This is a genomic window from Teichococcus deserti (assembly GCF_001982615.1).
GTDB classification, from domain to species: domain Bacteria; phylum Pseudomonadota; class Alphaproteobacteria; order Acetobacterales; family Acetobacteraceae; genus Pseudoroseomonas; species Pseudoroseomonas deserti.
Genome location: NZ_MLCO01000160.1, coordinates 1 through 23,030 on the forward strand (window position 1 = coordinate 1; position 23,030 = coordinate 23,030).

The 23,030-nt window shown below is 71.0% G+C and carries 23 protein-coding genes and 1 other annotated feature; of the genes, 4 read left to right on the forward strand and 19 right to left on the reverse strand.

The window, feature by feature from the left end:
• From BKE38_RS16135 to BKE38_RS16145, 3 genes are all read right to left on the reverse strand, one after another.
• Positions 1 to 261 (reverse strand): hypothetical protein (locus tag BKE38_RS16135; RefSeq protein ID WP_131829617.1); only part of this gene is annotated, 261 nt, incomplete at its 3' end.
• A 359-nt stretch (positions 262 to 620) separates the two neighbouring features.
• A complete protein-coding gene (locus tag BKE38_RS16140; protein WP_076958313.1) occupies positions 621 to 878 on the reverse strand; it encodes a DUF3297 family protein in 258 nt (85 codons plus the stop codon).
• A gap of 104 nt (positions 879 to 982) precedes the next feature.
• Positions 983 to 2,419: a M20 family metallopeptidase gene (locus BKE38_RS16145; protein ID WP_076958314.1), complete on the reverse strand. Its 1,437-nt coding sequence runs from the start codon at positions 2,417 to 2,419 to the stop codon at positions 983 to 985.
• A gap of 193 nt (positions 2,420 to 2,612) precedes the next feature.
• Here BKE38_RS16145 and BKE38_RS16150 point away from each other — a divergent pair, with 193 nt between their 5' ends.
• Positions 2,613 to 3,407: a DUF7847 domain-containing protein gene (locus BKE38_RS16150; protein WP_076958315.1), complete on the forward strand. Its 795-nt coding sequence runs from the start codon at positions 2,613 to 2,615 to the stop codon at positions 3,405 to 3,407.
• Between the two features lie 87 nt (positions 3,408 to 3,494).
• On the opposite strand, the gene BKE38_RS16155 is transcribed toward BKE38_RS16150, so the two are convergent.
• Genes BKE38_RS16155 through BKE38_RS16180 form a run of 6 tightly spaced genes read right to left on the reverse strand, consistent with a single transcriptional unit; the run spans position 3,495 to position 9,501 of the window.
• Entirely contained in the window at positions 3,495 to 4,361 is an 867-nt protein-coding gene (locus BKE38_RS16155; RefSeq protein WP_076958316.1) for an RDD family protein, read from the reverse strand.
• Positions 4,358 to 5,398 (reverse strand): stage II sporulation protein M, encoded by a 1,041-nt coding sequence (locus BKE38_RS16160; RefSeq protein WP_076958317.1) that lies wholly within the window; start codon positions 5,396 to 5,398, stop codon positions 4,358 to 4,360. Before BKE38_RS16160 ends, BKE38_RS16155 begins: the two co-directional genes overlap by 4 nt.
• A 10-nt stretch (positions 5,399 to 5,408) precedes the next feature.
• On the reverse strand, positions 5,409 to 6,722 hold the full coding sequence (locus tag BKE38_RS16165) for a DUF58 domain-containing protein (protein ID WP_083747590.1): 1,314 nt from the start codon (positions 6,720 to 6,722) through the stop codon (positions 5,409 to 5,411).
• On the reverse strand, positions 6,719 to 7,675 hold the full coding sequence (locus BKE38_RS16170) for an AAA family ATPase (protein ID WP_076958318.1): 957 nt from the start codon (positions 7,673 to 7,675) through the stop codon (positions 6,719 to 6,721). The genes BKE38_RS16165 and BKE38_RS16170 overlap by 4 nt, the downstream gene beginning before the upstream one ends.
• Entirely contained in the window at positions 7,662 to 8,864 is a 1,203-nt protein-coding gene (locus tag BKE38_RS16175; protein WP_076958319.1) for a DUF4350 domain-containing protein, read from the reverse strand. Before BKE38_RS16175 ends, BKE38_RS16170 begins: the two co-directional genes overlap by 14 nt.
• 7 nt (positions 8,865 to 8,871) lie before the next feature.
• Positions 8,872 to 9,501, reverse strand: coding sequence for a DUF4129 domain-containing protein (locus BKE38_RS16180; protein WP_076958320.1), 630 nt, complete (start codon positions 9,499 to 9,501; stop codon positions 8,872 to 8,874).
• 132 nt (positions 9,502 to 9,633) lie between these two features.
• Here BKE38_RS16180 and BKE38_RS16185 point away from each other — a divergent pair, with 132 nt between their 5' ends.
• On the forward strand, positions 9,634 to 10,095 hold the full coding sequence (locus BKE38_RS16185) for a cupin domain-containing protein (RefSeq protein ID WP_076958321.1): 462 nt from the start codon (positions 9,634 to 9,636) through the stop codon (positions 10,093 to 10,095).
• Positions 10,096 to 10,131: 36 nt separating this feature from the next.
• On the opposite strand, the gene BKE38_RS16190 is transcribed toward BKE38_RS16185, so the two are convergent.
• The 3 genes from BKE38_RS16190 to BKE38_RS16200 all read right to left on the reverse strand — a co-directional run bounded on the left by BKE38_RS16190 (position 10,132) and on the right by BKE38_RS16200 (position 14,756).
• Entirely contained in the window at positions 10,132 to 11,601 is a 1,470-nt protein-coding gene (locus BKE38_RS16190; RefSeq protein WP_076958332.1) for a SulP family inorganic anion transporter, read from the reverse strand.
• 60 nt (positions 11,602 to 11,661) lie between these two features.
• Positions 11,662 to 11,717: a sequence feature (sul1 is cis-regulatory element that is thought to sense ions involved in sulfur or methionine metabolism; They are found in Alphaproteobacteria), on the reverse strand.
• A 58-nt stretch (positions 11,718 to 11,775) separates the two neighbouring features.
• On the reverse strand, positions 11,776 to 13,359 hold the full coding sequence (locus BKE38_RS16195; RefSeq protein WP_076958322.1) for an ABC transporter substrate-binding protein: 1,584 nt from the start codon (positions 13,357 to 13,359) through the stop codon (positions 11,776 to 11,778).
• Positions 13,356 to 14,756, reverse strand: a complete 1,401-nt coding sequence (locus BKE38_RS16200; RefSeq protein WP_242662386.1) for an amidase — start codon at positions 14,754 to 14,756, stop codon at positions 13,356 to 13,358. Before BKE38_RS16200 ends, BKE38_RS16195 begins: the two co-directional genes overlap by 4 nt.
• 165 nt (positions 14,757 to 14,921) lie before the next feature.
• On the opposite strand from BKE38_RS16200, the gene BKE38_RS16205 reads away from it, so the two are divergent.
• Positions 14,922 to 15,482, forward strand: coding sequence for a TetR/AcrR family transcriptional regulator (locus tag BKE38_RS16205; protein ID WP_076958324.1), 561 nt, complete (start codon positions 14,922 to 14,924; stop codon positions 15,480 to 15,482).
• Here the strand turns inward: BKE38_RS16205 and BKE38_RS16210 are convergent.
• The 7 genes from BKE38_RS16210 to BKE38_RS16240 all read right to left on the reverse strand — a co-directional run bounded on the left by BKE38_RS16210 (position 15,479) and on the right by BKE38_RS16240 (position 22,305).
• Positions 15,479 to 16,528, reverse strand: coding sequence for an NHL repeat-containing protein (locus BKE38_RS16210; RefSeq protein WP_242662387.1), 1,050 nt, complete (start codon positions 16,526 to 16,528; stop codon positions 15,479 to 15,481). The genes BKE38_RS16205 and BKE38_RS16210 overlap by 4 nt on opposite strands.
• Before the next feature lie 151 nt (positions 16,529 to 16,679).
• The gene (locus tag BKE38_RS16215) at positions 16,680 to 17,036 is read right to left on the reverse strand and encodes a flagellar biosynthesis regulator FlaF (protein WP_083747592.1); all 357 of its coding nucleotides are present in this window, start codon (positions 17,034 to 17,036) and stop codon (positions 16,680 to 16,682) included.
• A 109-nt stretch (positions 17,037 to 17,145) separates the two neighbouring features.
• Positions 17,146 to 17,940 carry a 3-oxoacyl-ACP reductase FabG gene (fabG, locus tag BKE38_RS16220; protein ID WP_076958326.1) on the reverse strand — a complete coding sequence of 265 codons (795 nt, stop codon included), beginning with the start codon at positions 17,938 to 17,940 and terminating at the stop codon, positions 17,146 to 17,148.
• A 68-nt stretch (positions 17,941 to 18,008) separates the two neighbouring features.
• A complete protein-coding gene (locus BKE38_RS16225) occupies positions 18,009 to 19,217 on the reverse strand; it encodes a sensor histidine kinase (RefSeq protein ID WP_076958327.1) in 1,209 nt (402 codons plus the stop codon).
• Between the two features lie 106 nt (positions 19,218 to 19,323).
• Positions 19,324 to 19,743 carry a DUF1810 domain-containing protein gene (locus tag BKE38_RS16230; RefSeq protein WP_083747594.1) on the reverse strand — a complete coding sequence of 140 codons (420 nt, stop codon included), beginning with the start codon at positions 19,741 to 19,743 and terminating at the stop codon, positions 19,324 to 19,326.
• Positions 19,744 to 19,831: 88 nt separating this feature from the next.
• On the reverse strand, positions 19,832 to 20,980 hold the full coding sequence (locus BKE38_RS16235) for a mandelate racemase/muconate lactonizing enzyme family protein (RefSeq protein WP_076958329.1): 1,149 nt from the start codon (positions 20,978 to 20,980) through the stop codon (positions 19,832 to 19,834).
• Positions 20,977 to 22,305, reverse strand: a complete 1,329-nt coding sequence (locus tag BKE38_RS16240) for an MFS transporter (protein WP_076958330.1) — start codon at positions 22,303 to 22,305, stop codon at positions 20,977 to 20,979. The genes BKE38_RS16235 and BKE38_RS16240 overlap by 4 nt, the downstream gene beginning before the upstream one ends.
• Positions 22,306 to 22,439: 134 nt before the next feature.
• Here BKE38_RS16240 and BKE38_RS16245 point away from each other — a divergent pair.
• The coding region (locus tag BKE38_RS16245; RefSeq protein ID WP_165694203.1) for a LysR family transcriptional regulator at positions 22,440 to 23,030 on the forward strand (591 nt) is incomplete at its 3' end.

Below are 23,030 nucleotides of genomic sequence, written 5' to 3' on the forward strand. Positions count from 1 at the left end.
CGCCGGGGGGGCTGCGACCTCGACGGGCGCGGGTGGTGCGGGCTCCTCGGGCGGCAGCTCCACCTTGGCGTCCTGCAGCAGCCGGGTCAAAGTGGCGGCGGTCTCGTAGAAGCCGTCCCGGCGCTGGACCAGGAAGGCCTGCTCGCCCAGCCAGAAGACGCGGCGCTGCATCGACAGGCGCGAGATCTGCTCGGGCGCTGCGGGCTGGAAGCTGCAGCCGAGAGCCTCGGCGATGCGGAACTGCTCACGCGTCAGGTGCACGTCTTGGTCTTCCCCCGCAGGCCCAGGCAGCCCGCTCCGCTCGGAATCCACCAGGACCCGTCCCCGGCGCGTGGCGGCAAGATAGACCGACCCCGGGGCAGAACCCTAGAGCACAAGTGTAAAAAGGCCGAAAGTTCCGCCAAGAATTCGAACGGGCCTGGCGCCGCGTCATTGCCGCCGCATTGCGCACGAAACTTGCGGCGGTGACGGCAGCGCAGGCGAGGCGCGAAAACTTTGTCGCTGCGGTCAGGCAGCCTCGCACAAAATAACGGCACGCGTCGAGAAATAGCCAGGCCTGACGGCCCCGGGGTGGTCGGCGGGGCGCGTCAGGGGAACGCCCAAGGGGCGCCAGGGCGTGTTCAGGCTTCCTTCGGCTCGGCCGTGTCGCGGAAATAGGGCTCCACCGTGCCCTGCAGCTTCATGGTCATCGGATTGCCCTTGCGGTCCAGGGTGTTGCCGATGGTCAGGCGGACCCAGCCCTCGCTGACGCAGTATTCGTCCACGTTGTTCTTCTCGACGCCCTTGAACCGGATGCCGACGCCGCGCTCCAGCAGGGCCTGGTCGTAGAAGGGGCTCTTCGGATTGGAAGAAAGGCGGTCGGGCGGGGTGTCGGTCATGGCGGGACCCTTCGAGACAGGGAAAAGAATTCAGGCCGGGGGTGATAGCCGATCCGGGGCGGCGCCACCACAGCCAGGGCCATGGCGCCGCCGCCCGGGGCCGATCAGCGCCTGGCGCGCAGCGGCGGGGCCAGGACCTCGGCCGGGATCGGGCAGGCATAGGCGCGGCCGCCGGTACGGCCCGTCAGCTCGGCCTTGGCGCGGGCCAGCAGCTCGGGGTCGCGATAGGCGTCGAGCGCGGTCGCCGCCATGGCCTTGGCGGCCTGGACCATGCCCTTGTGGGCATGCGGGCTCTTGCCCTGGGCGACCGCCTGCCAGGTGTGGAAAGGGGTGCCGACCGCCCAGGTGGCGCCCCAGCACTGCACCGTGGGGACGATCTGGCTGACATCGCCGACATCGGTCGAGCCGTTGCCGGCCAGCGAGGTGCCGTCGAAATGCAGCACGCCGGCATGCAGCGGCTCGGCGCCGACGCTCTCCGGGGCGGCGACGGCGCGCAGGCTGTCGGCGATGTCCTCCTCGCTGAGCGTCGCGCGGATCTCTTCCGCGAATGTCAGGTCGGCGGCGTCGAAGGAGGGCGCGCCGAGGCGGGAGAGATTCTCGAACATGCGCATCTCCAGCGCGGTGTTCGGGATGGTGTCGGAACAGGCCTTGTCGATCTCCATCGACATGGTCGTTCCGGTCATGATGGCGGCGCCCTCGGCGCAGGCGCGGACGCGGTCGAACAGCGCCTGGGCGTCGCGCACCTTCGGGCCGCGGATCAGGTAGAGCACCTCGGCATCGGCCTGCACCACGTTCGGCGAATTGCCGCCGGAATTGGTGATGGCGTAGTGGACGCGGCAATCCAGCGGCATGTGCTCGCGCAGGTAGTTGGCGCCGATGTTCATGATCTCGACGGCATCCAGCGCCGAGCGGCCCAGCCAGGGCGAGCCGGCGGCATGCGAGGCGCGGCCCTTGAAGCGGAAATAGACCTGGAAATTGGCCATGGAGCGCTGCGAGTTGACGCTGCTGACCACGCCCGGATGCCAGGTGACGGCGGCGTCGATGTCGTTGAAAACACCTTCGCGCGCCATGAAGGTCTTGCCGGAGCCGCCCTCTTCGCCGGGGCAGCCGTAGTAGCGCACGGTGCCGGGTAGGCCGTTGGCGGCCAGCTCGTCGCGCGCGGCGACCGCGGCCAGCATGGCGCCGGCGCCGAGCAGGTTGTGGCCGCAGCCATGGCCGGTGGCGCCGGGCGTGACGGCGCGGGGCTCGGCGATGCCGGCCTCCTGGCTGAGCCCGGCCAGCGCGTCGAACTCGCCAAGGAAGCCGATCACCGGGCCGCCGCTGCCGGCCTCCGCCATGAAGGCGGTGGGGATGCCGCCCAGGTTGCGGGTGACGCGGAAGCCCTCGGCCTCGAGGAGGGCAATCTGCTCCTCGATCGAGCGGTGCTCGGCGAAGCGCAGCTCGGCATGCTCCCAGATGCGGTCGGCCATGGCCGAGAAGGCCGGGCTCTTCCGCTCGACGGCGTCGGAGAGCTGGGTGAGGGAGAGAGGATCGTTGCGCATCTGGGGCCTCGCAGGGGCAGGAGCGGCGCCGGCGGGTGGTCGGGTCGACGTCGGAAGCCGTCTTCCTTATGCCCAAGGGCAGGATTGGTCAAAGCCGGTCACAGTCCGGCCAGCGGCGGGGACGGGGCCTTGCTTGTTGTGGGGGCGCATGGTCCCTGGCTTGCACGACGCGCAACGCTCGAGTGGAGAGCCCATGTCCAGCACCCTGCCCGGCAGCCTGCTGCCGGCCGAGAAGATCGGCCTGGCGCCGATCGTCCGGATGACCTTCGGCGTGATCGGGCGGCAGCCGGTCACCTTCCTGCTGCTGCCGCTGCTGGTGGTGTCGCTGCCGACGATCGGCGCGCAGTTCCTGCTGGCGCGGACCCTGCTGCTGCCCGACGTGATGGTGGAGAGCAGCGCCAGCATGATGGTGATCGGCGTTGTGGCGGGGGCCGGGATGGGGCTGTTCGGCATGCTGCTGCACTACCTGCTGCAGGCGATGCTGACCTATGCCGCGGTCGCCGACTTCAACGGCCGCCGCGCCAGCCTGGGCGAGAGCCTGGGCCGCGGGGTGGCGGCGCTGCTGCCGGCGCTGGGGGCGGCGATCCTGATGCTGGCAGGCATCGTCCTGGGCATCGCGCTGCTGGTGGTGCCGGGGGTGATGCTGCTCTGCATCTGGGCGGTGGCGGTGCCGGCGGTGGTGATCGAGCGGACAGGGGTGTTCGGCGGGCTGCGGCGCAGCCGCGAGCTGACCCGTGGCAATCGCTGGCGGATCCTGGGGCTGGCGATCTTCTACGTGGCGATCAGCCTGGCGTTGAGCGGCATCGCGGTCGCCGTCGCCTATATGCTGGTGACCACCGAACTCTACTGGATGGACACGCTGGTGCAGGGGCTGACCTCGGCGGTGAGCGCCACGATCGGCGCCACCGGCAGCGCCGCGCTCTATGCCGAGCTGCGCCGCATCCAGGAAGGTGCCAGCCCCGAGACGCTGGCCTCCATCTTCGACTGAGCCGGCGTCCCGCGCCGCAGTGTCGGCGCGCGGCAGCAGCGACAGGAAAAAGAAGGCGTCCAGGGGAATTCATTCCCCTGGCCTGCTTCACGTATCATGCTTGTCCCTGCGTCGCTTCCCGAACAGCAGCTTGCCCTCCAGCTCGCGCCGCAGCGCCAGGTAATAGGCCTGGAGGAAGGCGGCGTCCGGCATGGCCTCGCCGTGCCAGTCGATCTTGCGGCGGATGCGCTCGGCCACTTCCCGGACGGTGGCGTCGCGGTTCTGCCGCAGGACGGTTTCCAGCACCTGCAGCTCCTTGACGCCATAGGCGCGCAGCTGCCCGGTGGTGAAGCCCGGGCCGGCGGCGGCGGGCGTGGTGGCCAGGTCGGCGAGGAGGGCGCGGCGCGGCAGCTTGACCACCCAGGTGCCGGCGAGCAGGTCGCCGACGCGCAGCCGGTCCCTGTTGAACAGCGGAAAGAACAGGAAGATCCCGGTCCAGACCAGGCCGGCCGCGGCGATCCAGCCGGAGACCTGGTCGTCGCCGGCGAAGAACATGGTGACCGGCAGGAAGATCTCGACCTCGCGCATGAGGTTGCGGGCGAAGATGGCGTCGGCGCCGAGGCGGCCGCCGTCGCGCGCCGCGACCCGCAGGCCCATCAGCCGCTTGCCCGGGGTGGCGTTGCTGGGGCGCAGCTCGAAGACGGTGAAGTAGAAGCTGCGCAGCAGGAAGAAGCTCAGCAGCCAGATGATGGCGGGCAGCGGCAGGTCGGCATGGCGGCCGCCGGTCAGCATGGCCCAGCAGAGGATGGTGATCGCCGTCAGGATCGCCACCATGACCAGCAGGTCGATCAGGAAGGCGGCGGCGCGTTCCGAGGCCTCCCCCAGCGTCAGCCGCAGGTCGACGCCTTCCGGGGTGACGAAGCGGCGGGTGCGGCCGGGCTCCCGCGCGGCGGCGGGCTTGGCGGTCGTGCTCATGCGTCGCCTGCCCCGGCGGCCTTGCGGGGCCAGCCGAAATAGAGCGCCCAGAAGGCCGCGGTGGACCCCGCGATGGCATAGCGCCAGAGGTCGCTCTGGATCATCTGGCGGCCGAAGCCCTCCAGCAGGCCGGCCAGCACCAGCATCAGCACCACGCCGCCCATGGCGGTGGCTGCCTGGCGGCCGGCCAGGCTGGCCGAATGCAGCCGGCTCTCGGCGCCGGGGAAGGCGACGGCCAGGCCGATGCGCAGCCCCGCGGCGCCGGCCAGGATGATGGCCAGCAGCTCGGTCACGCCATGGATCAGCAGCCAGCCGCCGAGCTCGAAGCCCAGATCCTTGCGGACGAAGACGGCGACCATCGCCCCCAGCACGGCGCCGTTATAGGCCAGCAGCAGCGCCGTCGGCAGGCAGAAGGCGAAGCCGAGGGCGAAGGTCATGATGGCGATGCGCGCATTGTGCGTGAACAGGTAGGTGGCGAAGACCGAGAGCGCGTCGGCCGCCGTCTTGTCCTCGTCATAGAGGGTGCCGCGCAGGTATTGCGCCGTGGCGTCGGGGTCGCGGCCGCCGGCCAGGCCCATGGGCACGAAGCTGCGGTACCAGTCGGGATCGGCCTGGACCATGGCATAGGCGACGACGGCGCCGAGCAGGGTGATCAGGAAGGCGGCGAGCAGCTCGCGCCACAGGCCCTGCACGGCACGCGCCCAGCCGCGGGCGAAGAAATGGCCCAGCCGCTCCCCCAGGCTGGCGCGGCCGCCATAGACGAAGAAATAGGCGCGGGTGCAGAGCGCCTCCAGGTAGCGCACCAGCCCCTGGTCGAGCGAGGTGGCGCGGGCGATGGACAGCGCCGAGATGGCGCTGCGGTAGAGCACCGGGATGGCCAGCAGGTCGTCATCCGACAGCCGCCCCCAGCGGCCGGATTCGGCCAGCTTCAGCAGGGCTTCGAGGCGCTGCCACTCGGCCTCGCGCTCGCGGCGGAAGCGGTGGGAGCGCAGGGGAATGTCGCGGAGGGGCGCGTCGCTGACGGTCGCATCGCTCATCGGGTCGGCCTCACAGGGCGTCGCGCCGCTTCAGCGCGTCGTAGCGGTCGATCAGCGCCGGGCCGAGCTCGCGGGCCGAGGCCTCGATGATCTGCACGCCGAGGTGGCGCAGCTTTTCCATGACCAGCTCGCGCTCCTGCAGCATGGCGCCGGCGACGACGGCGCGGGAGACATCGTCGCTGCGGCGCGGGGCGGCCTCGGCCAGGGCCTCGAGCTCGGCGTCGCGCAGCGCCACGAACAGCACCAGGTGGCGCGCCATCAGCCGGCCGACATTTTCCAGCATCAGCTCGGCGCCGGTGGTGTCGGCGAAGTCGGTGAACACGACGACCAGGGAGCGCCGCTTCAGCTCGCCGCCGAGGCGGGCGAGGCCGAGGGTGAAGTTGGTCTCCTCGGTGGAATACTCCAGGCTCGCTGCCAGCCGCTGCAACGTCGGAAAAGCGCTGGGCCCGACCAGCGCGCCGGAGGAAAGCACCGGCTCAGCGTCGAAGGCGAAGAGGCCGACGCGGTCGCCGCCGCGCAGCGCGACATAGGCCAGCAGGAGGGCGGCATGCAGCGCGTGGTCGAGCTTCGGCAGCCCTTCCATCGGCGCGCACATCAGCCGGCCGGTGTCGAGGGCGAGGACGACATGGTGGTTGGTCTCGGCATGGCTCTCGCGGGCCAGCAGCCGGACGTGGCGGGCCGATTGCCGCCAGGCGATGGAGCGCAGGCTGCCGCCGGCGCCGAATTCCTTCAGCGCATGGAATTCGGCGCTGTCGCCGATCTGCTGCTGCACCCGCTGGCCGGGCGGCGCGTGGCGGGAGAAGAGCCGCATGGCGAAGTCGGTCACCGCCCGCGTCCCAGGGAATATTTTGATCTGAGGCCCGGGGCCGAAGGCCTGCTGGCGCCAGGTGAGGCCGAGGGGCCCGCGCCAGCGCAGCCAGGCCATGGGCAGGCCGGCCTCGCCGCGGCGATGCGGCACCAGGGTGACGCGGGCGGTGTCGGAGAAGACCTGGCGGGCGGGGGTGGCGGTCAGCAGCGGGTCGACCTGCAGCGCCAGCTCCAGGCTGGCGGGCGCGCGGCCGCGGAAGCTCGGGCGGAAGACGGCCTCGGCGCGGTCGTCCAGGCCGACGGCGCCGGGCAGGTCGAGCGCCAGGGCCAGGCCCTTGCGCCGCGCCCCCAGCACCAGATCCGCGGCGATGAGCAGAAAAACAAAAAGAATCCAGGCGAGGCCGAGCACCCAGAGCCGCGGCAGGAACAGGGCCAGCAGCAGGGCCAGCGGCGCGCCGGCCGCCATCAGCGCGATGGCGCGCCGCGTCGGATAGAGCGCGCCGCCGGCCGGCTTCACTTGGGGGCTTCCACCTGGGCGATCAGCTCGGCGACGACCGTCTCGGCGCGGCGGCCCTCGATCTGGGCGGCGGGCGACAGCAGCACGCGGTGCCGGAGCGCCGGCAGGGCCAGCGCCTTGACGTCGTCGGGGATGACATAGTCGCGCCCCTCCATCACCGCGCGCGCCCGCGCCGCCATGGCCAGCATCACCGCGGCGCGGGGGGAGGCGCCGCCCTCGAGGTCCGGCGCCTCCCGCGTCGCCCGGACCAGGCGGACGATATAGGCGACCACGTCCTCGTGCAGGCGGATGCCGGCGACGACCGCCATGGCCGCCGACAGCCCGGGACCGTCGAGCACCGGCTGCACGCCGAGCGCCGCCGCATCGGGCGAGCCGCTGCGCTGGCCGTGGTTGGCGACGATGGCGCGTTCTTCCTCCTCCGACGGGAAGGGCATCGACTGCTTGAACAGGAAGCGGTCGAGCTGCGCCTCGGGCAGCGGATAGGTGCCCTGCTGCTCCAGCGGGTTCTGCGTCGCCACCACCATGAAGCGCGCGCCCAGGTCATGGCGGACGCCATCCAGCGTCACGTGGCGCTCCTGCATCGCCTCCAGCAGGGCGGCCTGGGTCTTGGGGGGCGTGCGGTTGATCTCGTCGGCGACCAGCAGCTCGCAGAAGAGCGGGCCGCGGGTCAGGGTGAAGGCGCTGGTCTGAAAGTTGAAGACATTGCTGCCCAGGATGTCGCCCGGCATCAGGTCGGGCGTGAACTGGATGCGGCCGAAATCCAGCGTCAGGGTGCGGGCGAAGCATTGCGCCAGGAAGGTCTTGGCGGTGCCCGGCGGCCCCTCCAGCAGCACATGGCCGCCGGCCAGCAGGGCGGTGGTCAGCAGCTCCACCGTCGCCGCCTGGCCGATCACCGCCTTGCCGATCTCGGCCTGGATCTGCTGCGCGATCTCGCGGACCTCAGCGACGTTCACGGGTCAATTCCTGTCTCCAGCGGTGCAGGTTGCGGGCGGCGCGGACCAGCTCCGCCCGGTTGGTGGCGGCCTCGGCGACCTGCCGCAGCGTCTCGAGGCTGTCCTTCAGCCCCAGCAGCTTGCGACGGCGCTCCAGCGCCTCAGGGTTCAGGCCGGTCAGGCGGGCGGTCAGCGCGGCGTAGCGGCCGCCCATGCGGTGCTCGCGCTGCGCCAGGGCCAGCAGGCCGGCGGTGTTGTCGGCCAGCGCCCGCTGGCCGAGGGCGAGCGCCGCGGCCTCGGCGCGGGCCGGGCCGAAGCGGCGCGCGGCATGCCAGGCGGTCAGCAGGGCGGCCGCCAGCAGGCACAGCGTCGCCGCCAGGAAGGGCGGCTCCAGCGCCAGCTTCATCGGGTTGCGCTGCCGCGCCAGCCCGTTCAGCGAGACGTCGAACTGCACCGCGCCGCCGCCGCGCAGCCCGTCGATGATGGCGAAGGCGGTCTCGGCGCCCTCGAGGCTGCGCAGGCCACGGTTGTTCAGCAGATCCGGGTCGGCCAGCACGTAGAGATGGCCGAGGCCGCTGTGGCGGGCCAGCAGCATGCGGCCGTTCGGATCGGTCAGCAGCGGCGCGTAGTCGCTGCCAAGGATGCTCTGCACCCCGTCCATCGGCGCGGGCTTCAGCCGGCGCTTGGCCGGCAGCGGCGCGGCGGCGGTCAGCAGCGGCGTCACCGGCTCCTCCGAGCGCGACACCTTCCCATCCTCCAGCAGCCGCGAGACGGTCGGCAGGCCGAGCAGCCGCGGGTCGCGCAGCCAGCCGGGATGCTCGGGGTCGCGCCGCGCCGACCACTTCGGCAGCACCAGCAGCACGGCGCCGGCGCGGGCGCTGATCATCGGCGCCAGCTCGCCATAGTCGGTGCCGGCACCCGGGGTCAGCACCAGCAGGTCGGCGGCCTGGGACATGCCGGCCGCATCGCCGGGCCCGGTGCGGGAGATGCCGGTGGGAACGCCCTGGTCCTGCAGGATCCGCACCAGCCCGGCATAGCCCAGCGCCGAGCGCGACAGCGCATGGCCGCCGGGATTCTGCCCGGCGCGCAGGTCGGGCTCGTAGATGGTCAGCAGCAGGAAGGCGGCAAAGGACAGCACGCCGACCAGGATCAGCGAGATCGCGGCGACGGGGGAGAAACCGCCGCTGCCAAGGCGCGCGACTTTGCTCATAGCGGGCTCATGCCGCCCAGGCCGCCGGCTCGGTGAGGCGGGCATAGAAGCCGCGGCATTCCTGCCACTGCGCGTCGCCCATGGCGCGGCCGCCGAAGACCGCGCGCTCCACCACCGCGGCGATGGCGCCGAAGGCCTCGCGCACCGGGGCGGGCAGGGGGGCGAGGGCCGCGATGTCGCGGCTGGTATGGGCCGGGCGCAGCAGGCGCGGGCGCTGCGTGCCGATCTCGGCCAGGCTCTGGTGCAGCAGCAGGCGGACGGCCTCGGCGAAGCGGCCGGCGGCGGCCAGGGCATCGGCCTCGGCCAGCAGGGCGCCGGCGCGGGCGGCCTGGCGCTCGGCCTCGGCGGGGGGGATGGCGGCCTCGACCGCGCCCTCGCGGCGGCGATGCGCCTGGCGCAGCTGGCGATAGACCACCCAGGCCAGGCCGAGCACCAGCAGCGCCACCAGCCCCCAGAGGATCACCTGCGCCACGGGGCCGAGATGGGCGAGCCAGTCCAGGTTCCAGCTGCCGCCGCCGCTGCGGGTCGCCGGCGGCGGCGTCGCGGGCAGCGGGTCCGGGAAGGCGAATTGCAGCCGGTCATCCGCCAGCAGCCGCGCATGCGCCGCGGCGATGCCGGCCCTGGCGGTCTCGTCCATGGGGGCCTTTCGCGTCAGGTAAACCGGCAATGGCCGAGGCGCGGCCGGCTGTCCATGCCCGGATCATTGACAAAACGGTGCGGCAGGCCGGTGATCGCGGGGCCGGAGCCTGACAATCGGAGAGGAGTTCCCATGCGCACACCCCTGATCCTCGGCGGCCTCGGCGCCGCCTTCCTGGCCGGGATCTTCTGCCAGCCGCTGATCGGGCGGGCCGATGCCCAGTCGGGCCCGGCGCCGCTGACCGCGCAGATCATCAACCTGTCAGCCCTGTCCGAAGACGAGATCGGGCCGCTGGCGCCGAATGCCGACCTGCGCTCCCGCACCCTGGTGACCACGCCGGAGGGCACCATCGCGGTGCAGAGCGGCAATGTCCTGAAGCACTTCCACGCCGAGGCCAACGAGATCCAGCTGATCCTGGACGGCAGCGGGTCCTTCTGGCTGGGCGACCGCGAGGTGCAGGTGAAGCCCGGCGACCTGATCGTCATCCCGAAGGGCACGCCGCATGCCGGGTCGCGCGCCACGACGGGGCGGTTCCGCTCGCTGGCGATCAAGCTGCCGCCGCAGCGGCAGGGCGACGTGCACCCGGTGCCTTGACCAACGGTGCCTTGACCTGCGGTGCCGTGAGGCCGGTCAGCCCCCCTGGACCAGGGGGGCGTGGCGGTCGACCAGGATGGCGCTGGCCTGGTTCATGCCGACCAGCTCCACCGCGATGCCGTGGCGGCGCAGCCGGGTGACCACGCCTTCCAGCGCGGCGACGGCGGTGACGTCCCAGAGATGCGCCGCCGTCAGGTCGATGCGCACCCGGCGCGCCGTGTCGCGCAGGTCGAATTTCTCCGCAAACGCATCGGCGCTGGCGAAGAAGACCTGGCCGGCGACGCGGTAGTGCCGGGTGTCGCTGGCCGCGTCATAGGCCACCTCCACCTGCATCATCCGCATGACCTTGGACGCGAAGAAGACGCCGCTGAGCAGCACGCCGATGGTGACGCCGGCGGCCAGGTTGTGCGTCGCCACGGTGACCGCGACGGTGGCCAGCATCACCAGGCTGGAGGGGCGCGGGTGGTGCGCCAGGTTGCGCAGCGAGTCCCAGGCGAAGGTGCTGATCGAGACCATGATCATGATGGCGACCAGCGCCGCCACCGGGACGGCCGCGACCCAGGGCCGCAGCGCCACCATCAGCAGCAGCAGGAAGACGCCGGCAACCAGGGTAGAAACCCGCCCGCGCCCGCCATAGCGCAGGTTGCCCACGGTCTGGCCGATCATGCCGCAGCCGGCGATGCCGCCGAAGCAGCCGGCCGCGAGGTTGGCGAGGCCGAGGCCCGTGCATTCCTGCGCCTTGCTGCTGGTGGTCTCGGTCTGCTCGTCGACCACCGTCGCCGTCATCATCGATTCCAGCAGCCCGACCACGGCCATGGCCAGGGCATAGGGCGCGATGATCGCCAGCGTCTCCAGGCTGAAGGGAATATCCGGCAGGAAGACATGCGGCAGCGCCTCGGGCAGGCGGCCGAGATCGGCCACCGTCTTCACCGGCATCGGGAAGGCGGTGGCGAGGGCGGTCAGCGCGACGATGCAGATCAGCGGCGAGGGGATCACCGTGGTGACCCGCGGCGCCAGGTAGATGATGGCCAGGCCCGCGGCGATCAGGGCGTAGGTGTGCCAGGTGACGTCCAGCATCTGCGGCAGCTGCGCCGAGAAGATCAGGATGGCCAGCGCGTTGACGAAGCCGGTGCGCACCGAGCGCGAGACGAAGCGCATCAGCACGTCGAGCCGCAGCAGGCCGAAGACCACCTGGATGACGCCGCAGAGGATGGTGGCCGCCAGCAGGTATTGCAGCCCGTGCGCGGCGACCAGGGCGGCGGCGACCAGGGCGACCGAGCCGGCGGCCCCGGAGATCATCGCCGGCCTGCCGCCGAAGATCGACAGGACGATCGCCATGACGAAGGAGGCGAAGAGCCCGACCTCCGGATCGACGCCGGCGACGAAGGAAAAGGCAATGACTTCGGGGATCAGGGCGAAGGTGCCGACCATGCCGGCCAGGATGTCGCGGCGCAGCGCGCCGAGGCCGCCGAACCATTCGGCCCGGTAGCGTGAAAGCGAGTTCATGATCATGCGATGTCGCATCCGCAGAAGGGGCATGGGCCTCCGCGCCCGTCATGCCGCCTGCGTTGTCCGGCGGATTGGCGGCCGGAAGAGCCACCCGGGTTTGCACCGGGTCCAGGGCGAATGGGCCGAGGCTAGCGGCCGCGATGCTGCGGCGCAACCTCGACCCGCTTCGGATTACCCGCGCTTAATGTTCCAGAAGATCGGGAAGCCCTTGAGCATGCCGGCGATATCGGCGCGATAGGCGGTCGGCTGGTAGAAGGCGCCGAGCGGCAGATAGGGCACCTCCTGGAAGGCCAGCGCCTGCATGTCGCGACAGATCTTCTTCTGGTCCTCCAGGCCCGGCGTATCGAACCACTGGTTGCGCAGCGCTTCCATCCGCGGATTGTCGGGCCAGCCGAAGGTGGCCGCCTTGCCATGGCCGCGCAGATAGGTGTTGGCGGCCGGGTTCACGGCGCCGACACCCAGCGTGTAATTGGCCCAGACATGCCAGCCGCCCTGCTCGACCGGGGCCTGGGAGGCGACGCGGGTCAGCACCGTGCCCCAGTCCAGCGCCTGGTAGTCCAGGTTGATGCCGACCCGGCGGAACATGTCGCCGGCGACCTCGCTGATGGCGTTCAGCGCCGCGAAATCCGTCGGCACCGGGAACACGATTTTTTCTCCTTTGTAGCCGGCGGCGATCAAAGCACGCTTCACCGCCTCCAGGTCGCGAGGACCGCGCAGCGCTTCCAGCCCCGCATCATTCGCCATCGGCGAGCCTGGCGAGAAAAAGCCGACGTCATCCTTCCAGCGGCTGCGATCCTCGCCGGCGATGGCGATCAGATAGTCGGACTGGCGGATGGCGCCCATCAGCGCGCGGCGCATCTCTGGCCGGTCGAAAGGCGGGATGACGTGGTTGAAGCGGATCATCGGCAGGAAGCCGAAGGTGTCCAGCACCTCGACCTTCAGCGCATTGTTCTTCTGCAGCAGCGGCAGGTAGTCGGAAATCGGCTGGTCCCACCAGTCGATCTCGCCGCGCTGCAGGGCGGCGGCGGCGGTCGCGGCATCGGGGATGGTCAGCCATTCGACGCGGTCGAACTGCGCCCGCTTCGGCCCGGCGATATAGCTGGGCGTGCCGTCCTCGCGCGGGCGGTAGGCCTCGTTGCGGGCATAGACGGCGCGCGAGCCCGGGATGCGCTCATTGGCCACGAAGCGATAGGGGCCGCTGCCGACCATCTCGGTGATCTGGGTGCTGCCCTCGGTCTTCGCCAGCCGCTCCGGCATGATGGCGCAGATGCTGGCGCCGGGCTTGCCCAGCACGTCCGGCAGCAGCGGGAAGGGCTTCTTCAGCCGGAACTCGATGGTGCGGTCGTCGGGGGCGGAAAGCGCGTCGACCACGGCCATCAGCGACTGCGCATAGGAATCGCGGCTGCCCCAGCGGCGGATGGAGGCGACGCAGTCCCGCGCCAGGACCGGCGTGCCGTCATGGAAGGCCAGGCCCGGCCGCAAGGTCAGGCGCCAGCGCTTGCCGTCATCCTCGACCACATGGCCCTGGACCATCTGCGGATGCGGGCGCAGCTGCTCGTCGACGCCATAGAGGGTGTCGAAGACCATCATGCCGTGGTTGCGGGTGACCAGGCCGGTGGTCTGCACCGGATCGAGCAGCGCCAGGTCGGCCTGGGGGACGAATTTGAGCACCCGCTGGTTCTGCGCGGCGACCAGCGAGGGACGCGCGAGGCCGGCCGCGGCCGCCCCGCCGACGAAAAGTCGTCGGGAGATCATGCCACGGCCTCCGCCAGGAGGGGACGGTGCTGCGCCCAGGGCCGCGCCTGCTCGAAGGCATAGGAGGCCTGCAGCACGCCGAGATCGTCGAAGCGGGGACCCACGATCTGCAGCCCGACCGGCAGGCCGCCATCGCTGAAGCCGCAGGGGATCGAGGCCGCCGGATTGCCGGAGAAGTTGAAGGGGTAAGAAAACTCGGCCCACATCAGCCAATCCCAGGGATGCTGCGGCCAATCCTCGGGCTGCAGCAGATGCGCCGGGAAGGCCGGCGTGCTGACCGCGGGCGTCAGAAGAAAATCGTAGTCGGCGAAGAAGCGGTGGATGGCTTCCACGTATTCCAGCTTGCGGGCGCGCATCACGTGGTACTGCTCGGCGGTGAAGCTGCGGCCGGCATCCATCATGGCGACCAGGCCGGGATCCATCCGGTCGCGCCATTCGTCGAGATACATATTGGCCCGCGCCAGATAGCCGGCCGGCCAGAAGAAGCGCGCCAGCTCCGGCCCCAGCTTGCCCCAGGCGGGGGTGACCAGCTCGACCTTGGCGCCCATCTCTTCGAAAACGCCGACGGCCTTTTCGACCAGCGCCGCGACATCGGCATCGACGCGGGCATGGCCGAGATCGGGGCTATAGGCGATGCGCTTGCCGCGCAGATCGGCTTTCAGCAGCGACGGGTAGTCGGCCGGCGGCGTCTCGCACGAGGTATGGTCCCAAGGGTGCGGCCCGGCCATGGCCTTCAGCATCATCGCCGAGTCTTCGACGGTGCGGGTCAGCGGCCCCATATGGGTGGCATAGTCGTTGTTCGGCACCGGCCAATAGGGGATGCGGCCATAGGTCGGCTTCAGCCCGTAGACGCCGCAGAAATGCGCCGGCATGCGCACCGAGCCGCCGCCGTCGGAACCCAGATGCAGTGGCCCGAAGCCCGCCGCCGAGGCCGCCGCGGCGCCGGCCGAGGAAGCACCGGCATTGTAGCCGCGCTTCCAGGGATTGTGGGTGATGCCGGACAGCGTGCTCTGGCTGACGCCCTTCCAGCCGAATTCGGGGACGGCGGTCTTGCCCAGCATCACCGTGCCCGAGTCATGCAGGCGGGCGATGCAGGGGGCGTCGACATCGGGCACCCAGTCCTTGGTGGCGTGCGAGCCCAGCGCCGTCACCAGCCCCTTGGTGTGGTGCATGTCCTTGATGGTGACGGGAATGCCCTCGAGCGGGCGCGGGCTGCCGCCGGGGGCATAGGCGGCCTCGGCGGCGCGGGCCTGGGCCAGCGCGATCTCCGGCGTCAGCATGGTCATGGCGTTCAGCGGCGGGTCCAGCGCCTCGACGCGGGCCAGCAGCGCGCGGGTCACCTCGACCGGCGACAGCCGGCGCGCGGCATATTCCCGGCGCAGATCGGCGGCCGGCATGAATCCCAGTTCTTCGCTTTCCATCGGCACCCCCTCTTGGACAGAGCGTGGCGTTGGCGGCACTCCCCAGGCGGTGATCTTTGTCAGCTTGCCCGCGGAAGGCAGCCTCGCTTATTGGGATGGACTATGAAGACGCAGCGTTCCGTATGTCAATCGGGTCCCAGGATGGGCCGGCCGCGCGACCCGGCGCTGGACGAGGCCATCCTCGACGCCGCCCAGGCGCTGCTGGAGGAGGCCGGCTGCAGCGGCTTCACCATGGAGGGCGTCGCCAGCCGGGCCGGGACGGGCAAGCAGACGCTGTACCGCCGCTGGCCGTCGCGCGGCGAGCTGCTGATCGACCTCTACTACCGCGACCCGATGCCGGCGCCGGCGCTGGACGGGACGCTGGCCGAGGCGCTGGACGGCTTCCTGGAATTGAACCTGCAGCGGCTCTACCGCCCCTGGCACCAGAGCCTGCTGCGCAGCCTGGCGGTGGCCGCGCAGGAGGATGCGGCGCTGAAGCAGGTCATGCTGGCGCGCATCACCCATCCGCGGCTGGAGCTCGGCCGGGCGATCTTCCACCGCGCCGAGGCGGCGGGGGAGGTGGCCGCCGGTCTCGACGTCGCGCTGATCCTGGAGGGCGCGATCGGCGCCATCTGGTTCCAGCTGCTGTTCAGCCCGACGCCCATCACGCCCGACTTCAAGCCGCGGCTGCTGCGGGCGATGCTGGCGCAGGCGCGCGGCTAGCGCCGGACGAAGCGCTGCACCCGCTGGCCGTTGTCGACCTCGGAGATATAGAGGCTGCCCTCGCTGTCCTGGGCGATGTTGTGCGGCACGTGGAACTGCCCGGCCTGCCGCCCGGGCCGGCCGAAGGTGGAGAGAACCTCGCCGTCCCGTCGCCGGATCACCCGCGCGACGCCGTTCGAGTTGTCGACGCTGAACAGGAATTCCTGCGACGGGTCGAGCGACGGGATCAGGTCGGCGACCGAGCCGTTCAGCCTTGTCTGCGGCGCGATGAAGTGTTCCTCGACGAAAGTCCCGTCGCGCTGGAAGACCTGGTAGCGGTCGTTGGTGCGGTCGCAGACATAGACCAGCCGGTCGCGGGTCAGGCGGACGCAATGCACCGGGCTGGCGAATTGCCGCGAGGGCGGCTGGCCCGGCGTATAGGCGGCGGTGCCGCCATAGGCCTCGGGCCCGCCATCCACCGGCGGCTGGCCATAGGCGCCCCAATGCCGCTTGTAGGCGCCGGTCTCGCTGTCGAAGACGATGACGCGGCGGTTGCCGTAGCCGTCGGCGACGAAGACCTCGCGCGCCACGGTGTCGACCTCGACATCGGCGGGGCGGTTCAGGTTGGCGGTGTCGGCATTGCCCTTGGACTGGCCGGCGCGGCCGATCTGCAGCAGGAAGCGGCCGTCGAGGGTGAATTTCAGCAGCTGGTGGTCCTTCGGCCCGCTGCCGGCCAGCCAGACATGGTCGTTCGCATCGACATAGATGCCGTGCTCGAGCTCCGGCCATTCGAAGCCCTGGCCCGGCCCGCCCCAATGGCGCAGCAGGGTGCCCTGGCGGTCGAAGACCAGCACCGAGGGCGCGCGGACGCAGCAGCTGGTCTCGGGCGGGTTGCGCTCGGCCATCAGCTGGCGGGCGGCGATGGTCGAAGGGCGGTGGGCGATCCAGATATGGTCACGCTTGTCGACCGCGACGCCGGCGACCGCGCCGATGATCCAGTTGTTCGGCAGCGGCTTCGGCCAATAGGGGTCGACCTGGAATTCCGGGACCGCGGTCGGCGCCGCCATTTGGGTTTTCGCAGCCGCCGCGGGCAGGCCGAGCGATGCGGCCAAGCCCAGGCTGGAACTCAGAAGATGGCGACGCAGCATGGCATCCTCCCCTTTCGTTGCTTGCCCGGCACGGTAGCGCAACCGGGCGGAAAGGGAAGGCAACAGGGGATCAGTGCCAGGCAGTCAGGCCGGCCATGATCTGGCGGTCGATGGCGATCAGGAAGGACAGGTCGGGGCTGTGGCGGTCCTGCTCGCGCAGCACGGCGACGCCGAGGGTCGCCAAGCCCTGGCGCAGGGCGACCGGCAGGCTGCTGTCGGGATCGGCGATGGCCACCATCACCGCCTGCCACAGGCGGCGGTTCAGCGTCAGCGCCCCGGCCCGCAGCGCCTTGTCCTCCTGGGCCGCGACCAGCGCGCCGACGGCCTTCTGGAAGGCGGCGGCCTCGCCAGCGCGGCCATGCTGCAGCGGCAGGGCGGCGGCGATCGGGGCGAAGGCGGCGGCGGAGGCGAAGGGGACGGTGATCATCGGTTCGGGCTTCCTGCTCGGTGTTGCTGCGCCGTGTCGTTCGGCGTGACCTCACATTGCCGGGAGCTTGCTTACCTGGTGGTTAAAGTGTGGGGCTCAGCGATTTTTTTCAGCCGTTGTCGCGAAAGCCCGGATAGAGCGTCATGCCGCCATCGACATAGAGCGTGGCGCCGACGACGTAATCCGCCAGGTCGGAGACCAGGAAGAGCGCGGCGCGGGCGACATCCTCCGGCTCGCCGACGCGGCCATAGGGGATGAGGTCGAGCATCTTCGCCTCGCCCTCGGCGCGGGCTCCGGCATTGATGCGGGTGCGGATGGCGCCGGGGGCGATGGCATTGACGCGGATGCCCTCGGCCGCGACTTCCTGCGCCAGGCTCTGCATCAGCATGGCGATGCCGCCTTTCGACGCGGCGTAATTGGCGTGGCCGGCCCAGGGGATGCGGTCATGCACCGAGGACATGCAGAGGATCTTTCCCAGCGCGCGCGAATGCGGCCGGCGGCCCTGCGCGCGGAAGCGGCGCAGCGCCGCCTGGCAGCAGAGGAACTGGCCGGTGAGGTTGGTGGAAATCACCTTGTGCCAGTCCTGCAAGGTCATCTCTGCAAACGGGGCATCCTGCTGGATGCCGGAATTGGCGACCAGGATGTCGACGGCGCCGAAGCGCGCGGCGGCCGCCTCGAACATCCGCGCCACGGCGTCGGGGTCGGCGACATCGGCCTGGACGGCGATGGCCTCGCCGCCTTTCGCCTCGATGCCGCGCACCACCTCGGCGGCGGCCTCGACGCCGCCATGGTAGTTCACCACCACCGCGGCGCCGGCTTCGGCGAAAAGCTCGGCGATGCCACGGCCGAGGCCAGAGCTGGCGCCGGTGACGACGGCCACCTGGCCGGCAAGGGACAGCTGCATGGGCAAAGCACCTCCGCCCCGGCAACGCCTGGGGCGGGCCGGCAAAGGTGGCACGTTTGCGTGTGGGGTCAGCCTGCGGCGGGCAGCCAGAGCGTGACCAGGGTGCCTTCGCCGGGCTCGCTTTCCAGCGCCAGGCCGCCGCCGGACTGCTCGGCGAAGCCCTTGGCCATGGACAGGCCGAGGCCGGTGCCCTGCTCGGCCGGTTTGGTGGTGAAGAAGGGCTCGGTCACGCGCGCCAGGGTCTCGGCATCCATGCCCATGCCGTCGTCGCGCACGCCGAGCCGGATATAGGCGCCCGGGGCGAGGCCGGCGGGATGCGCCCCGGCCACCCTTTCCGCGGCGGCCGAGAGAGAGATCAGGCCGCCGCCGGGCATGGCGTCGCGGGCGTTGATCGCCAGGTTCAGCAGCGCGGTCTCCAGCTGGCGGCGGTCGGCCAGCAGGGGCGGCAGCTGGGCGCAAGGCTCGACCTGGCAGGCATAGCGGCGGCCCAGGCTGTGGCGCAGCATCTCGGCCAGCTGCGTCAGCAGGGAGGCCGGGTCGACCGGCTCGGCGCGAAGCTCGGCCTGGCGGGCGAAGGAGAGCAGCCGGCTGGTCACCGCGGTGCCGCGATCGGCCGCCTGCAGCAGCGCCTCGGCGACGGCGGCGACCTGGTCGGGCTGGTCGGGCGCGCGGGCGATGATGGCGGCGCCGCTCTGCACCGACTGCAGCAGGTTGTTCATGTCATGCGCGATGCCGCTGGCCAGCTGGCCGAGGGCGCGCATCCGCTCGGCATGGGCGGCGCGGGCCTGGGCGGCCTCGCGCTTCTCGACCTCGTCGCGCACGCGCTGCTCGAGGGCCTGGTTCAGCCGCTCGAGCTCGGCCTGGGTCTCGCGCAGGGCGGTGATGTCGTGATGGGCGCCGACCATGCGCAGCGCGCGGCCCTCGGCATCGCGCTCGATCTCGGCGCGGGCGGAGATCCAGCGCACGCCGCCATCCGGCGTAACGATGCGGTATTCCTGGGCGTAGTCGAGGGCGCCGCTGGCCTCCGAGATGGCCTCGAGGAAGCGGCGCTCGGCGCGGTCGCGGTCCTCTGGGTGCAGGCGCGCCACCCAATGGGCATGGGCCTCGTGCACGGCAGCGGCGGGCAGGCCCTGCACCGCCATGTATTCGGCCGAGCGCAGGTTGATGCCGCTGGAGAGATCGATCTCGAAGCCGCCGACCTGGCCGATGCGCTGGACGCGACGAAGGCGGGCCTCGCTCGCGGCGAGCGCCGATTGCAGGCGGGAGGCCTCGGTCATGCGGGGCGAGGGAGCTGGGTCATCGAACGCCGCCTTGGCCCGGCCACAGGGCGCGGCCGGCGACGTCATGATGACCGAAAGCATAACGGCGGGCAATCCGGAGGGCTCAGGCGATGGCCTGGAGCGTCAGCGGATCGCCGATCCCCTTGAACCTGTCTGTCAGCGTCGCGTCGAAGATTGTCGGCCCCGCCTCGCCGGCCGCAGCGGCGAAGAGGGTCATGCAGGAGCGGAACTTGATGTCGTCCGGGCTGCCGAAGATGGCGTGGAGGTCTTTTTCGGGATGGCTTCGGACGAGGGTGGCGCAGTCGATCAGGCGGGGCCCGAGGATGGGGTGGGCGAGGTAGGCGCGGGCGTCGTCGAGGTCGTCGAGGCCGTAGTGGAGGGCGGTCGGGCTGCGGCCGAGGCAGCGCAGCTGGGGGAAGACGAACCACATCCAATGGCTGCGCTTGCGTCCGGCCTGGAGTTCGTGGCGGACGGCGTCGAGCACGGGGCTCTGGGCGTCGAGGAAGCGCTGCGGGTCGAGCATGGGCCGCAGGTGGTGCGCCGATCGGTCGCCTGCAAGAACAAAAATAGATGAGGGAGGTCTGGAGGGAGAATACTTTCTCCCTCCAGTCTTACTGTTCGATGTTGCAGTGGCTGCTTACGAGGTTCGCGAATTTGTCAGGCTCGATCTCGATCCCCAGCCCCGGCGCGTCCGGCACCGACACCGTCCCGTCCGCGTTGAGCTGCGGCCGCCCGCAGAGGTCGAGCAGCGGGTTGGGCCCCGCGTCGAATTCGAGGAAGGGATAGGCGCCGAGCCTGGCCCCGCTGCGGATGGCCGGCAGCGTCGCCGTGACATGCAGCGCCGCCTGGAAGTTGACGATGCCGCCCCAGACATGCGGGACCACCGGCCGCTCGAAGATCTCGCCGAGCATGGCGACGCGCTTCGTCCCCGTCAGCCCGCCGCAGATGGCGATGTCGGGCTGCAGCACGTCCATGCAGCCGGCCTCCAGGAAGGGCAGGAAGGCGGATGCGCTGCCGAAGGTCTCGCCGCCCGCCAGCGAGGGCACCAGATGCGGCGCCAGCATGCGGTAGCCGGCGAGGTCGTCGGGGATGGTGGGCTCCTCGATCCAGAGGAGGTTGGCCTCCTCCATGCGGCGGGCGGCGGCGAGCGCGGCGCGGGGGGCGTAGGACTGGTTGAAGTCCAGCATCAGCGTGCCGTCGGCGCCCATCAGCCGGCGGATGGCGAGGGCGGTCGCGGCGTCGTCGGCCGGGTCGAAGCCGCTGCGCAGCTTGATGGCGCGGAAGCCGGCGCGGAGATATTTTTCCGCGTCACGCTCGAAGTCGCGATAGGGGTGGCCGCCGGGCTTGAAGAAAGGGCCGGAGGCATAGGCGGGGATGCGGTCGCGGATCCGCCCGCCGAGCAGGGTGCTGAGCGGCACGCCCTGCTGCCGCGCCGCCAGGTCGTGCAGCGCGATGTCGAGGCCCGAGACCGCGATCAGCGCCGGGCCGCCGCGGTCGGTGCCGGCGGCGTCCAGCATGGCGTGCCAGTGGCGGGTGATGGCCTGCGCGTCCTGGCCGAGCAGCAGCCCGGCCAGGCGGCTTTCGATGATGGCTTTCGCCGCCGCCGGGGCCTGCCAGCATTCGCCCCAGCCGGACCGGCCGGCGCTGTCGCGGATTTCCACCAGCAGGGTCTCGCGCCGGTCGAAGAAGACCAGGGCATTGCCGATGACCTCGGGCAGCGGGGCGACCAGGTGGTAGAGGCGGATGGCGGCGATGGTCATGCCTTGGCTCCTTGGGCGGCGGGGCGCTGCTGCATCATCTCGCGCATGCTGCGGCCGAGGATCAGGATGGCGATGGCGGTGGCCGCCATGGCGCCGGCGAGGACGAAGAGGGCGCCGGCGAAGCCGCCCGTGGCGTCGCGCACCCAGCCGATGATGCTGGGGCCGAAGAAGCCGCCGGTGCTGCCGACCGAGTTGATCAGGGCGATGCCGGCGGCAGCGGCCGCGCCGGTCAGCAGGGTGGTCGGGAAGATCCAGATATTGGGCGAGGCGCCGCCGATGCCGGCCGCCCCGATGGTCAGGCCGACCAGCCCGATCAGCGGGTCGCTGGCGAGCGCCGCGATCAGGAAGCCGACGGCGCTGGCCAGGAAGGGGCCGGCGGCGTGCCAGACGCGCTCGCCGGTCCTGTCGGCATGGCGGCCGACCAGGATCATGGCCAGCGCCATGAAGGCCGAGGGGATGGCGGCGACGAAGCCGGTCTGCACGGTGGACAGGCCGAAGGCGCGGATGAACTGCGGCATCCAGATGGCGATGCCGGTGGTGCCCATGACGAGACCCACGGCGATGGCGCACATCAGCAGCACGCGGCCATCGGTCAGCGCCCGCCCGATGCTGAATTTTTCCTTCTGCTCTTGCGTCGCGCGCTCGGCGGCCATGCGGTTGGACAGCCAGCCGCGCTCGTCGGCGGTCAGGAAGGTCGCGGTCTCGGGGCGGTCGGGCAGGGCGAGGGCCACGACGACGCCCATGATGACGGCGGGCATGGCCTCGATGATGAACATCCACTGCCAGCCGGCCAGGCCCTGCAGCCCGTTCATATGCTCGATGATCAGGCCGGAGACCGGGGCGCCGATCACCGAGGACAAGGGAACCGCGATGTTGAAGGTGGCGAACATGCGCGCCCGGTATTCGCGCGGGAACCACAGCGTCATGTAGAAGATCATGCCGGGGAAGAAGCCGGCCTCGGCGGCGCCCAGCAGGACGCGGACGACGTAGAAGCTGGCCGGGTTCCAGACGAAGGCGGTGGCCGCCGAGAGCAGGCCCCAGGTGATCAGGATGCGGGCGATCCAGATCCGCGCGCCGAAGCGCACCAGCATCAGGTTGCTCGGCAGCTCGCACAGAACATAGCCGAGGAAAAAGATGCCGGCGCCGAAGCCGAAGGCCGAGGCGCTGAAGCCCAGATCCTGGTTCATGGTCAGCGCGGCGAAGCCGATATTCACCCGGTCCAGGAAGGCCGCGAAATAGCAGACCATCAGGATCGGCAGGATGCGCCAGGCCGCCTTGGCGATGATGTCAGGGCGATCGTGAGCGCTGGCGATGGGGGCCGCCATGGCGGGGGTTTCCTCTCCGGAATGCGCGGGCTGCGCCGCGCTTGGTGTTCGTTGTCCCTCCGTCATCGGATCATTGACATCGACAATCAAATGGGATGTTTCAAACTCGTCATATTGGAAAAGCTGATATCGCCATGCGGGTGACGCTCGCCCAGCTCGAGGCCTTCTTCTGGACGGTGCAGCTGGGCTCGGCGCAGCGGGCGGCGCAGCACCTGAACCTGGCGCAGCCGACGCTGTCCCTGCGGCTGAAGGACCTGCGCGAGGAGATCGGGTCCGAGATCCTGGAGCGCACCGGCCGTGGGTTGCGGCCGACGCCCGAGGGCCGCGCCCTGCTGCCGCGGGTCGCCGCCATCATGGCCGAGCTGCGCGGCATCGGCGGCGCCGACCCGGTGCGCGACATCGCGGGCCCCATCCGCGTCGGGTTGGCAGAGGGTTTTGCCGTGACCTGCCTGCCGCCTTTGCTGGCGGCATTGAGAGAGGACCATCCGGCGCTGCAGCCGGAATGGGTGGTCTCGACCAGCATGACGCTGGAGACGGCGCTGCTGCGCGACACGCTGGACATCGCCGTGCTGCTGAACCCGATCGGCGACGAGCGGCTGTCGATGACGCCGCTGGGCTCGCAGCCGACCAGCTGGGTGGCGCCGGCGGGCTGGGGGCTGGCCGGGCCTGTGTCGCCGCGGGATCTCTGGGACCTGCCGGTGATCTCCAACCCGCCGCCGGCGGCG

Excerpts from the sequence above, each read along its gene's own strand:
- BKE38_RS16140 (WP_076958313.1), bottom strand. The coding sequence starts at position 878 with ATGACCGACACCCCGCCCGACCGCCTTTCTTCCAATCCGAAGAGCCCC.
- BKE38_RS16150 (WP_076958315.1), top strand. The coding sequence starts at position 2,613 with ATGTCCAGCACCCTGCCCGGCAGCCTGCTGCCGGCCGAGAAGATCGGC.
- BKE38_RS16205 (WP_076958324.1), top strand. The coding sequence starts at position 14,922 with ATGGGCCGGCCGCGCGACCCGGCGCTGGACGAGGCCATCCTCGACGCC.
- BKE38_RS16175 (WP_076958319.1), bottom strand. The coding sequence starts at position 8,864 with ATGAGCAAAGTCGCGCGCCTTGGCAGCGGCGGTTTCTCCCCCGTCGCC.
- BKE38_RS16160 (WP_076958317.1), bottom strand. The coding sequence starts at position 5,398 with ATGAGCGATGCGACCGTCAGCGACGCGCCCCTCCGCGACATTCCCCTG.
- BKE38_RS16185 (WP_076958321.1), top strand. The coding sequence starts at position 9,634 with ATGCGCACACCCCTGATCCTCGGCGGCCTCGGCGCCGCCTTCCTGGCC.
- BKE38_RS16145 (WP_076958314.1), bottom strand. The coding sequence starts at position 2,419 with ATGCGCAACGATCCTCTCTCCCTCACCCAGCTCTCCGACGCCGTCGAG.
- BKE38_RS16235 (WP_076958329.1), bottom strand. The coding sequence starts at position 20,980 with ATGACCATCGCCGCCATCCGCCTCTACCACCTGGTCGCCCCGCTGCCC.
- BKE38_RS16155 (WP_076958316.1), bottom strand. The coding sequence starts at position 4,361 with ATGAGCACGACCGCCAAGCCCGCCGCCGCGCGGGAGCCCGGCCGCACC.
- BKE38_RS16215 (WP_083747592.1), bottom strand. The coding sequence starts at position 17,036 with ATGATCACCGTCCCCTTCGCCTCCGCCGCCGCCTTCGCCCCGATCGCC.
- BKE38_RS16240 (WP_076958330.1), bottom strand. The coding sequence starts at position 22,305 with ATGGCGGCCCCCATCGCCAGCGCTCACGATCGCCCTGACATCATCGCC.
- BKE38_RS16195 (WP_076958322.1), bottom strand. The coding sequence starts at position 13,359 with ATGATCTCCCGACGACTTTTCGTCGGCGGGGCGGCCGCGGCCGGCCTC.
- BKE38_RS16200 (WP_242662386.1), bottom strand. The coding sequence starts at position 14,756 with ATGCCGGCCGCCGATCTGCGCCGGGAATATGCCGCGCGCCGGCTGTCG.
- BKE38_RS16225 (WP_076958327.1), bottom strand. The coding sequence starts at position 19,217 with ATGACCGAGGCCTCCCGCCTGCAATCGGCGCTCGCCGCGAGCGAGGCC.
- BKE38_RS16180 (WP_076958320.1), bottom strand. The coding sequence starts at position 9,501 with ATGGACGAGACCGCCAGGGCCGGCATCGCCGCGGCGCATGCGCGGCTG.
- fabG (WP_076958326.1), bottom strand. The coding sequence starts at position 17,940 with ATGCAGCTGTCCCTTGCCGGCCAGGTGGCCGTCGTCACCGGCGCCAGC.
- BKE38_RS16230 (WP_083747594.1), bottom strand. The coding sequence starts at position 19,743 with ATGCTCGACCCGCAGCGCTTCCTCGACGCCCAGAGCCCCGTGCTCGAC.
- BKE38_RS16190 (WP_076958332.1), bottom strand. The coding sequence starts at position 11,601 with ATGAACTCGCTTTCACGCTACCGGGCCGAATGGTTCGGCGGCCTCGGC.
- BKE38_RS16210 (WP_242662387.1), bottom strand. The coding sequence starts at position 16,528 with ATGGCGGCGCCGACCGCGGTCCCGGAATTCCAGGTCGACCCCTATTGG.